The sequence below is a fragment of the Micromonospora sp. NPDC050784 genome (genome assembly GCF_044456765.1).
Taxonomy (GTDB): Bacteria; Actinomycetota; Actinomycetes; order Mycobacteriales; family Micromonosporaceae; genus Micromonospora; species Micromonospora foliorum.
Window position 1 is genome coordinate 20,948 of the sequence record NZ_JBITGG010000006.1, and the last position, 11,320, is coordinate 32,267.

9 protein-coding genes are annotated in these 11,320 nt (G+C 71.2%); all 9 read left to right on the forward strand.

Annotation, left to right across the window (positions count from 1 at the left end):
• Positions 1–33: 33 nt before the first annotated feature.
• Complete coding sequence (locus tag ACIBD9_RS09955; RefSeq protein WP_396716246.1) at positions 34–1,053, forward strand: YihY/virulence factor BrkB family protein; 1,020 nt, start codon at positions 34–36, stop codon at positions 1,051–1,053.
• A gap of 260 nt (positions 1,054–1,313) precedes the next feature.
• Entirely contained in the window at positions 1,314–2,492 is a 1,179-nt protein-coding gene (locus ACIBD9_RS09960; protein WP_238661839.1) for an ROK family protein, read from the forward strand.
• Between the two features lie 133 nt (positions 2,493–2,625).
• Positions 2,626–4,134: a sugar ABC transporter ATP-binding protein gene (locus tag ACIBD9_RS09965; RefSeq protein WP_396716683.1), complete on the forward strand. Its 1,509-nt coding sequence runs from the start codon at positions 2,626–2,628 to the stop codon at positions 4,132–4,134.
• Entirely contained in the window at positions 4,131–5,258 is a 1,128-nt protein-coding gene (locus ACIBD9_RS09970; protein WP_366631372.1) for an ABC transporter permease, read from the forward strand. The genes ACIBD9_RS09965 and ACIBD9_RS09970 overlap by 4 nt, the downstream gene beginning before the upstream one ends.
• A gap of 97 nt (positions 5,259–5,355) precedes the next feature.
• Positions 5,356–6,408 (forward strand): substrate-binding domain-containing protein, encoded by a 1,053-nt coding sequence (locus ACIBD9_RS09975; RefSeq protein ID WP_387172051.1) that lies wholly within the window; start codon positions 5,356–5,358, stop codon positions 6,406–6,408.
• Positions 6,409–6,462: 54 nt separating this feature from the next.
• Positions 6,463–7,638, forward strand: a complete 1,176-nt coding sequence (locus ACIBD9_RS09980) for a Gfo/Idh/MocA family protein (RefSeq protein ID WP_396716685.1) — start codon at positions 6,463–6,465, stop codon at positions 7,636–7,638.
• 644 nt (positions 7,639–8,282) lie between these two features.
• Positions 8,283–9,449 carry an inositol-3-phosphate synthase gene (locus ACIBD9_RS09985; protein ID WP_396716249.1) on the forward strand — a complete coding sequence of 389 codons (1,167 nt, stop codon included), beginning with the start codon at positions 8,283–8,285 and terminating at the stop codon, positions 9,447–9,449.
• Positions 9,433–10,392 (forward strand): SCO3242 family prenyltransferase, encoded by a 960-nt coding sequence (locus tag ACIBD9_RS09990; RefSeq protein WP_396716251.1) that lies wholly within the window; start codon positions 9,433–9,435, stop codon positions 10,390–10,392. The genes ACIBD9_RS09985 and ACIBD9_RS09990 overlap by 17 nt, the downstream gene beginning before the upstream one ends.
• Positions 10,389–11,315 carry a sugar phosphate isomerase/epimerase family protein gene (locus ACIBD9_RS09995; protein WP_396716253.1) on the forward strand — a complete coding sequence of 309 codons (927 nt, stop codon included), beginning with the start codon at positions 10,389–10,391 and terminating at the stop codon, positions 11,313–11,315. Before ACIBD9_RS09990 ends, ACIBD9_RS09995 begins: the two co-directional genes overlap by 4 nt.
• Positions 11,316–11,320: the final 5 nt, after the last annotated feature.

The following is an 11,320-nucleotide window of genomic DNA, read 5'->3' on the forward strand; positions in this document are numbered from 1 at the left end:
CGGAGGTGACACCGCCGACCAGGAGGAGGGGCGATGGCCTCGGACGAGTCTTCCGCCCAGCGTGAGCGTGATCCCGCCACCACGCCGGTCGGGCCCGACGCGGGCCCGGACAGCCCCACCGACCTGCCCGGCAGTGGGTGGAAGGCGGCGTTGCGCCGGACGATAAGCGAATTCCAGGACGACAGCCTGACCGACTGGGCGGCGGCACTCACCTACTACGGGGTGCTGTCCATCTTCCCCGGCGTGCTGGTGCTGATCTCCCTGCTCGGCCTGCTCGGCGAGAGCGCCACGGAGGGCGTCAAGGACACCGTCAACCAGGCGGTGCCGAACGACAGCATCCGGCAGATCATCACCGAGGCGATCGGCACCGCGGACAAGAACGGTGGCCTGGCCAGCCTCGCCGCGATCATCGGTCTGGTGGCGGCGTTCTGGTCGGCTTCCGGCTACATCGGCGCGTTCATGCGCGCTTCCAACACCATCTACGACGTGCCGGAGGGCCGGCCGATCTGGAAGACCCTGCCGATCCGACTCGGCGTCACCGCGGTGATCGGGGTGCTGTTGCTGGCCAGCGCGGTGATCGTGGTCTTCACCGGCCGCCTCGCCGAATCGGTTGGTGACGTGATCGGGCTCGGCTCGACGGCGGTCGCGGTGTGGGACATCGCCAAGTGGCCGGTGCTGCTGGTCCTGGTCAGCCTGATGTTCGCGATCCTCTACTGGGCCTCACCGAACGCGCGGCACGGCGGCTTCCGCTGGGTCAGCCCGGGCGGGGTGCTGGCCGTGGTGATCTGGCTGGTGATCTCCGGCCTGTTCGCCTTCTACGTGAGCAACTTCGGTTCGTACAACAAGACGTACGGGACGCTGGCCGGGGTGATCATCTTCTTGGTCTGGCTCTGGCTGAGCAACATCGCGATCCTGCTGGGGGCGGAGTTCGACGCGGAGTTGGAGCGCGGTCGCGCCATCTCGGCCGGCCACGCGGTGGACGACGAGCCGTACGTCGAGCTGCGCGACGACCGCAAGCTCAAGAAGAAGCGCAACGCCGGGGGTCGCCGCTGACGGTCCCGCGCCAAACGCCCCGCCACCGAGGATCGGCTGGCGGGGCGTTTGCGTGTCCGTCGATGGAACTGGGGGCGAGGGGCCATGGGCGGTCCGTGATCCTTTCCTTGATCGACTAGTAGCTTTTGTTCTTTCGGACAAAAGTTGGTCGCAAAACGGTTGAAGCTCTGGACAGGCGGCGTAGAACGCTCTTACTGTGTCGGACACAACACATCGGCATTGCGTCGATGTGAACGCTGCCAATGAAGAGGGGGCCCCGGGTGCGCACCGTCGACCCCCTACACGTGCGACTTTTGCGGTTGCTCCGCGACGAGGGCGCCGTGTCCCGGGCCGAGCTGGGCGACCGACTCCAGATGCCGCGTCCGCGCATGCTCGCCGAGCTGGATCGCCTGGTGACACTGGGTTACGTCGCCGAAGCCGGGCTCGCCGCATCCCGAGGTGGGCGTCGCTCGACGCTCGTCGAGCTGAACCCGAAGCTCCGCTTCGCCGCCGTCGACCTCGGTGCCAGTTCGATGGACGTCGAGGTGGTCAACGGCCGCCTCGAACCGGTGGCCCACTACGCCGAGGCAGCCGACATCCGCAACGGCCCGAAGGTGACCCTGCAACGGGTCAACGAGCTGCTGCACAAGGCCCGGGTCGACGGCGCCTACGAGCGACTGGACGCGGTCGGCATCGGCGTGCCCGGCCCGGTCAGCTTCCGCGACGGCGTTCCGGTCTCACCACCGATCATGCCGGGCTGGGACCGGTACCCGGTGCGTGAGCTGCTCAGCCGGGAGCACGGCTGCCCGGCGGTGGTCGACAACGACGTCAACATCATGGCGATCGGCGAGCGGCACGGCGGGGTGGCCCACTCGGTGGACGACTTCCTCTTCGTGAAGATCGGCACCGGCATCGGGTGCGGCATCTACCTCACCGGCGAGGTCTACCGGGGCACCGACGGCTGTGCCGGCGACATCGGCCACATCCAGGTCGACTCGCACGGTCCGATGTGTTCCTGCGGCAACGTCGGCTGCCTGGAGGCGCTGTTCAGCGGTGCCGCGCTGGCCAAGGACGCCGCTGCCGCCGCCCGCAGTGGGACGTCTCCGGCGCTGGCCGAGCGGCTGGCCCTGCGCGGTGTGGTGACCGCGCTGGACGTCGCCGAGGGCGCCGTCGAGGGCGACGTGACCTGCATCCAGCTGATCCGGGACGGCGGACGGCGGGTCGGCGGCGTGCTCGCCGGCCTGGTCAGCTTCACCAACCCGTCGATGATCGTGATCGGCGGTGGGCTGGCCCAGCTGGGCCACATCCTGCTCGCCGAGATCCGCAGTGTGGTCTACCGCCGGTCACTGCCGCTGGCCACCGGCAACCTTCCCGTCGTCCTGTCCGAGCTGGGCGGCCGTGCCGGTGTCACCGGCGCGGCGGTGCTCGCGAGCGACGTCGCCTTCGGGGAAGCCGCATGAAGCTGTTCGAGATTCCGTCGTGAGCGAGGAGGAGACTGTGGCTCTGCCCGAGGATGACCCCGCCACCGCGTCGGCCGAGGCCGTCGCCGAGGCGCCGCTGGTCGAGGCTCCCGCCGACACCGTCGCGGGCGAGGTGGTCCTGCGCCTCACCGATGTGGTGAAGACCTTCCCCGGCGTACGCGCGCTCGACGGCGTGCAGCTGGAGGTGCGTGCCGGCGAGGTGCACTGCCTGCTCGGGCAGAACGGCGCCGGTAAGTCCACCCTCATCAAGGTGCTCGCCGGGGTGCACCAACCGGATTCCGGGCAGGTGGAGTGGCGGGGTGAGCCGGCCACGTTCACCAACCCGCAGGCCGCCATGAAGGCCGGCATCGCCACGATCTACCAGGAGCTCGACCTCGTCGAGGATCTGTCGGTCGCGGAGAACGCGTTCCTCGGGCACGAGTACCGCAGCTTCGGGTTCGTCCGGCGCGGCCGGATGGCCCGGCACACCCGGCAGATCCTCAGCCGGCTCGGCCACGGTGAGATTCCGCCGGGGCGGATGGTCCGGTCACTGCCGGCGGCGGGCAAGCAGATCGTCAGCATGGCGCGTGCGCTGTCGCACGAGGCCCGACTGATCATCATGGACGAGCCGAGCGCGGTGCTGGCCCACGACGAGGTCGGCAACCTGTTCCGGATAATCCGTGAGCTGACCGCGCAGGGCATCGCCGTCATCTACATCTCCCACCGGTTGGAGGAGATCCGCGAGATCGGCGACCGGGTCACCGTACTCAAGGACGGCCGGACCACGGCGGCGAACCTGCCGGCGCGCGACACCCCGACCCGCGACCTGGTGAGCCGGATGACCGGCCGCACCATCGAGTACGTCTTCCCGGACCGGCCGGCCGACGACTCCGCGGGCGCCGACCTGCTCCAGGTGGAGGGGTTGACCCGTACGGGCGAGTTCGCCGACGTCTCCCTGAGCGTGCGTGCCGGAGAGATCGTGGGCATCGCCGGGCTGGTCGGCTCCGGTCGTTCCGAACTGCTGGAGACGATCTACGGTGCCCGCCTCCCGGAGGCCGGCACGGTGCGGATGGACGGAAAGGCCCTGCGTCCCGGCGTCGGCGCGGCGGTTCGCGCCGGCATGGGGATGGCCCCGGAGGAACGCAAGAGCCAGGCGCTGCTGCTCGGCGAGCCGATCTACCGCAACGTCACGCTGGCCACCTTCGGTCGGTACGCGCGGCTCGGCTTCACCAACGCCAGCAAGGAACGCGCCGAGGCGGACCGGATCGCGGAGACCCTGGAGCTGCGGCCCCGGGACGTCGACCGGCCGGTACGCACGCTGTCCGGCGGCAACCAGCAGAAGGTGGTGGTCGGGCGTTGGCTGCTCGGCGGCACCAAGTTGCTGCTTCTCGACGAGCCGACCCGGGGCGTGGACGTGGGCGCCCGGGCCGAGCTCTACCAGGTCATCCGGGCATTGGCCGCTCAGGGCGTGGGGGTGCTGCTGGTCTCCAGCGAGGTGCCCGAGGTGCTGGGTCTGGCCGACCGGGTGCTGGTGATGCGGGAAGGGCGGGTCGTCCGCGAAGCCGCGGCCGGCGAACTCGACGAGAACACTGTGCTTGACCTCGTGATGGCGGGGTCCTTGATGGAAGGCGCACCGGCATGAGCGACGCGACTCCCACTCCCACCGCGACACCGGAGCGCCCGCAGCTTCCGGCGCAGTCGCCGCCGGTGGACCCGGCGGAGACGGCGGTGGCCCATAACAAGGCAGGATCCGGGGGCAAGCTCTCCTGGTGGCGGGGTGACGGTGGCGACGGCGCCAAGCGCAACCTCGGTCTGATCGGGGTGCTCGCCGCGCTCATCGTGGTCGGCGCGGTCACCAAGCCCGACCTGTACGGCGACCCGAACTGGGTCTGGAACAACGTCCTGGCCATCCTTCAACTGGCCTCGGTCGTCGGCGTGGTCACGGTCGGGATGACATTCGTGATCATCGGTGGTGGCATCGACCTGTCGGTAGGCGCGATCGTCGCGCTGGCCGGGGTCTGGTGCACCACGGTGGCCACCCAGAGCTACGGCGCCGGCGGCATGATCTTCGCCGCCCTCGCGGTCGGCATCTGCGTCGGCCTGGTCAACGGTGTGCTCATCTCGTACGGGCGGCTGGTCCCCTTCATCGCGACGCTCGCGATGCTGGTGGCCGCGCGTGGGCTCGCGGCGTCGATCTCCAACAAGCAGACCCAGGTGTCGAGCAGCACCTTCATCAACGACATCGCGGCGCGCAAGGTGATCGGGATCCCGATCCTCGTCTACATCCTCGGCGCGGTCGTGCTGGCCGGTTGGGTCGTGCTCAACCGCACGACCTTCGGCCGGCGGACCATCGCCGTCGGCGGTAACCCGGAGGCGGCGCGGTTGGCCGGCATCAACGTCCGGCGGCACACCATGCTGCTCTACGCGCTCTCCGGTCTCTGCTGCGGCATCGCCGCCATCATGCTCACCTCGCAGGCGACCTCGGCGCAGGCGGCGATGGCCAACCTGTACGAGTTGGACGCGATCGCCGCGGCGATCATCGGCGGGACGCTGCTCAGCGGCGGCCGGGGCACGATCGTCGGCTCGCTGCTCGGCGTCATCATCTTCGCCACCATCACGAACCTCTTCGCCATCAACGGCCTCTCCATCGAGGCGCAGAACATGGTCAAGGGCGGCATCATCGTCGCCGCCGTCCTGGTCCAGCAGTTCCAGTTCAAGTCAGTCACTCGGCTCCTCGCGCGGAACAGGGTCACCACCGCAACCTGACGCACCGCACCGTTGTCCTGGCGACGTCGAGAAATTCGACGCTGGCCGGGCCTCGCACACCCTCAATAAGTCAAATCCCGCTCCCAGGAGGTCATTCATGACCCAGCACAGTCGCGACCTGTCGCGCCGCCGGTTGCTCTTCGGTGGAGCCGCAGTGGGCGCTGCCACCCTCCTCACCGCCTGCACCAGCAACGACACCCCGGCCGCCAGCACGCAGACCAAGGCCGCCGGAAACAGTGAAGGCAACAACGCCCCCGGCAAGAAGGTCGTCATCGGCTTCTCCGCCCCGGCCGCCGACCACGGCTGGATGGGCGCGATCCACGCCAACGCCAAGGCGCAGGCCGCGGCGTACTCGGACGTGGAGTTCAAGGAGGTCGACGGTGGGTCGAACTCCGAGGCCCAGCGCTCCACGCTCGGCACGCTGATCGCCCAGAAGCCGGACATCATCGTCGTGCTGCCGCACGACGGCAAGGAGGTCAACGCCGTTGCCCTCCAGGCGATGCAGGCGGGCATCCCGATCGTGAACCTCGACCGGGCGTTCCCCGACGCGCTGGCCTCGCGGCTGGTCATCAAGGGCGACAACTACGGCATGGGCGTCTCGGCCGGGCACTACATCGGCAAGATGCTCAAGGACAAGGGCGTCGCCAACCCGGTCATCGGTGAGATCGCCGGTCTGGAGATCCCGCTGACCGTCGAGCGCAGCGAGGGCTTCAAGGCCGCCCTGGCGACGTACGGGTTCAAGGTGACCAACCGTCGCTCGGCCGAGTTCACCTCGGACAGCGGCCAGCGTGAGGCGTCCCAGCTGCTCCAGGCGCTGCCGAAGATCGACGCCATCTGGAACCACGACGACGACCAGGGCATCGGTGTGCTCGCGGCCATCAAGCAGGCCAACCGGTCGGAGTTCTTCATGGTCGGCGGCGCGGGCTCCAAGCTCGCGATCGACGCGATCAAGGCCGACAACACCGTGCTGAAGGCCACTGTCACCTACAACCCGTCGATGGCCTCCTCGGCGGTCTCGCTCGCGCGGCTCATCGCGCAGGGTCGGGGCCTGGGCGACCTGACGGAGCTGCAGGTGCCCAAGGAAGTGACCCTGGCCTCGGAGACGATCACCAAGGAGAACGCGAGCAGCTACGACAAGCTCGGGTTCTGACATACCGGGGGGAGACCCACCTTGTCCACGACAGACAAAGAACTGCGGGTCGGCATGGTCGGCTACGCGTTCATGGGCGCCGCGCACTCACAGGCGTGGCGCACCGTGAACCGCGTTTTCGACCTGCCGGCGCGGGCCCGGATGGCGTTGATCTGCGGCCGAGACACAGCGAAGGTGGCCGACGCCGCCGACACACTCGGCTGGGACGCGTACACCACCGACTGGCGTGACCTGATCAACCGGGACGATATCGACGTCGTCGACATCTGCACCCCGGGCGACAGCCACGCCGAGATCGCTCTCGCCGCGTTGGCCGCGGGCAAGCACGTCCTGTGCGAGAAGCCGTTGGCCAACTCGGTGGAGGAGGCACGGGCGATGACCGCCGCGGCGGACGTCGCCCGGGCCGCCGGAGTGCGGTCGATGTGCGGGTTCAACTACCGCCGGGTCCCCGCGGTCACGATGATGCGCCAGTTGGTCGCCGACGGACGGCTCGGGGTGATTCGACACGTCCGTGCGACGTACCTGCAGGACTGGATCGTGGACCCGCAGTTCCCGCTGGTCTGGCGGTTGCAGAAGGACAGGGCGGGCTCCGGCGCGCTCGGTGACATCGGTGCGCACATCATCGACCTGACCCAGTTCGTCACGGGTCAGCGGATCAGCGGCGTCAGCGCGGTCACCGAGACCTTCGTCAAGGAGCGGCCGTTGCCGGCCGAGTCGAGCGGTCTGGCGGCCTCGGTCGACGGCCACTCGGCGCCCACCGGGACTGTCACCGTCGACGACGCCGCGGTCTTCGTGGCGCGGCTCGACGGTGGCGCCCTGGCCACGTACGAGGCGAGCCGGTTCGCGACCGGCCGTAAGAACGCGCTGCGTGTCGAGATCAACGGCTCGCTGGGCAGCGTGGTCTTCGACCTGGAGCGCCTCAACGAGCTGGAGTTCTACGACGCGACCCGTCCGGCCGTGGAGCAGGGCTTCAGCCGCATCCTGGTGACCGAGGGCGAGCACCCGTACATGTCGGCGTGGTGGCCCCCGGGCCACATCATCGGCTACGAGCACTCGTTCACGCACGAGATGCGCGACTTCATCGAGGCGGTCGCCACCGGCGTCGACCCGACTCCCTCCTTCGCCGACGCGTTGCAGGTCCAGCTGGTGCTGGACGCGGTGGCCCGTTCGGCGGAGCTCGGCTCCTCCTGGGCCGAGGTGGAACCGACGCTGACCGCGGCGGTCGTCTGACACTGACCATCCGCGACGGCGGTGTTCGCACCGCCGTCGCCCGACCGGCTTTCCGAAGCCGACCGGCGAGGGACCAGCCACGGATTGCGCCCCGTGGCCGGGCCAGAGGTCGGCATCGGAGAGCGTGCAGCCGGGCCGTACGGCCCGGTGGCGCACGAGCAGGACGGTCGTCCGGTGCGACCGGACCGGGATTCCCCGGCCGCACCGGAGGACCGCCACCACCGGTGACGTTCCGGAGGACCTGATGACACCGCCCGCCGTCGCCCCCACCCGTACCGCACCCGCTCGCCGGTTCCCGGCGGGTCGTGGTGCGGTCGGTTCTCCGGTGGGCGCGGCGGCCTGAGACGCCCGGCCGGGGCATGCCAGACGCCCCGACCGGCCGGATGCGGGGGAGGCAGGGTCGAGACGCCGACCCGACCCTGCCTACCAGCCCCGTCTGCTCGCACCTGCCGGGATCCGGTCCGGCGTCGTCGCCGCCGACGCCGACGTCGGATGCCGGTGCTGTCCCGGTGCGGGGCGGGCGGACGGGGCCCATCCACCCGGCCCGAAACTTTCCGAAACCCGGCCGTATCTTTCCGAAACATATTCTGATATTCCTATATTTAGCGGTACCGACGGTTCCTCGTGGACGGGGAAGGAGCACCATGCGAACAGGTGTCTGGCTGGTAGGAGCGCGCGGATCCGTCGCGACCACCAGCATCGTCGGGGGGCTCGCGCTGCGGGCCGGCCTGGCCGGGCCCACCGGCTGCGTCACCGAGCTTCCCGAGCTGCGTGGCCCGGCCCTGCCGGCCTTCGCCGATCTGGTCTTCGGCGGTCACGACCTGGCCACCACCCCGCTGTGCAAGCGCGCCGAGGCCCTCGCCGACGCCGGTGTCATCCCCTGGCGGCTGGTCGCCGCGCTCCGCGACGAGCTGGGCGTCGTTGATCAGGAGTTGCGCCCCGCACCGACCGGCGTCACCCAGGCCGATCGGGCCGCCGCCGTGGTCCGCGACCTCACCAGCTTCCGCGAGCGACACGACCTGGACCGGGTGGTGGTGGTCAACGTCTCCGCCACCGAGCCGGCCCCGCGACCGCACCCCGGGCACGCCGACCCGGCCGCGCTGCGCGCCGCCCTCGACGGGCCGGACGAGGTGCTGCCGGTCAGCTCCCTCTACGCCTACGCGGCAGTGCTCGCCGGCTGCCCGTACGTCGACTTCACCCCCTCCACCGGGCTGCGGCTGCCGGCGCTGGCCGCGCTGGCCGAGGAGGCCCGACTGCCGTACGCCGGGCACGACGGCAAGACCGGGGAGACCCTGGTCAAGTCGGTGCTCGCGCCGATGTTCGCGATGCGCAACCTGGACGTGCGCTCCTGGTCCGGAACCAACCTGCTCGGCGGTGGCGACGGCGCCACCCTCGCCGACCCGGCCGCGAACGCGGCGAAGGTGCAGAGCAAGCAGCGGGTGCTCGGCGAGACGCTGGGCTACGTCCCGCAGGGCGGCACCCGCATCGAGTACGTGGAGGACCTGGGCGACTTCAAGACCGCCTGGGATCTGATCACCTTCAGCGGCTTCCTCGGCACCGGCATGCGGATGGAGTTCACCTGGCACGGCTGCGACTCCGCGCTGGCCGCGCCGCTGGTGCTCGACCTGGCCCGACTCACCGCCGCCGCGCATGCCGCAGGGCAGGTGGGGCCGCTGGCCGACCTGGGCTTCTTCTTCAAGGACCCGCTGGGCTCGCCCACCCACTCGCTGGGCGAGCAGTGGGCCCGGTTGAGGGCCTTCGCCCGGCACCTGCACGACGGCGGGGACGGTATCCATGACAACGTTGGCTGATCTCGCCGAGCTGGTCCGGGCACCGGCCGCGCTCTCGGTGCCCGGCGACGTGATCGCCGGAGCCGCGGCGGCCGGCGCGTTGAGCCCGCGTACCCCTGCCCTGGCCGGCGCGTCGGTGCTGCTCTACTGGGCCGGCATGGCCGCCAACGACTGGGCCGACCGGCGCCTGGACGCCGAGGAACGGCCCGAGCGGCCGATCCCGAGCGGACGCGTCACCCCGGCCGCCGCGGTCGGTCTCGCGGCGGGCCTCACGGCCGCCGGCGTGGGCCTGGCCGCCGCCGTGGGCGGTCGCCGCGCCGCCGCGCTCGCCGTGCCGCTGGCCGCCACCATCTGGGGGTACGACCTGCTGGCCAAGAACACCGCCGCCGGCCCGGCCGTGATGGCCGCCTGCCGGGGGCTGGACGTGCTGCTCGGCGCGTCCGGCGGCCGGATGGCCCGGGCGTTGCCGGCGGCGGCGACCGTCGCCGCGCACACCTGGACGGTCACCGCGCTGTCCCGCCGGGAGGTCACCGGCGCCGACGCCACCCTGCCGATGCGCACCCTCGCCGGCACCGCGTTGGTCGCCGCCAGTGCCGCCGTAGCCGTGCCGGGCACCCGACGCGCCGCCCCCCGAACGGCGGACCGGGCCGGGGTCACCGACCGGGCCGACGCGGGCCCCGAGGTCGCGGTACGCCCGGCTCGCAGCCGCTCGGCCACGATCGCCGCGGTGCTGCCCGCCGTGCTGGCCGGCTGGTACGCCGCCCGGTACGGCGCGGCCCAGGCCGAGGTCGTCCGCGACCCGTCGGCTGGACGGGTCCGCGCGGCCGTCGGCGCCGGGATCACCGGGCTGCCGGCCCTCCAGGGGGCCCTCACCGCGCGCGGTGGAGCGGGGCTGCTCGGGGTGGCCGTCGCGGCGGCCGCGCCGCTGGGCCGACGGTTGGCCCGGAAGGTCTCCCCGACATGAGCGTTCCCGAGCCCCGGCCGGGTGCGCCGGCCGCCGACGCCACGACGCTGCGCCTCGGGTACGGCACGAACGGCTTCGCCAACCACCGTCTCGACGACGCGCTCGCCGTCATCGCCGACCTCGGCTACGACGGGGTGGCGCTCACCCTGGACCACGACCACCTGGACCCGTTCGCGCCCGGGCTCACCCGCCGGGTCGCCGCTGTCGCTCGACGGTTGGAGTCGCTGGGCCTGGCGGTGGTCATCGAGACCGGGGCCCGCTACCTGCTCGACCCGTGGCAGAAGCACGCCCCGACGTTGCTGCACGACGACCCGACCCGGCGGATCGAGTTCCTGCGCCGGGCCGTGCGGATCGGCGCCGACCTGGGCGCGGAGGCGGTCTCGTTCTGGGCCGGTGTCCGACCCGAGGCGGTGTCACCGCAGTGCGCCTGGGACCGGCTGGTGGCCGGCTGCGCCACAGTGGTCGACGCGGCCGACACCGCCGGCGTCACCCTCGGCTTCGAACCGGAGCCGGGCATGTTGGTGCAGGACATCGCGGACTGGCGTCGGCTGCACGCCGCTCTCGACGGCCCGACGCGCTTCGGCATCACCCTCGACATCGGCCACTGCCGGTGCCTGGAGCCCTGGCCGGTGCCGCAGTGCGTCGCCGAGGTGGCCGGTCACCTGGTCAACGTGCAGATCGACGACATGCGCCGGGGTGTGCACGAACACCTGGAGTTCGGCGTCGGCGAGATCGACTTCCCGCCGGTGCTGGCCGCGCTGCGCGACGCCGGCTACCGCGGCCTGGTCGCCGTCGAGCTGCCCCGCGACTCGCACGCCGCACCCGCCGTGGCCGCCCGGTCGATCGAGTTCCTTCGTGCCGCCGCACTGGCCGGCCGCACGAAGGACGAACTGCCCGCAGACATTCCTGGGGTGCCTGCGTAGCAACA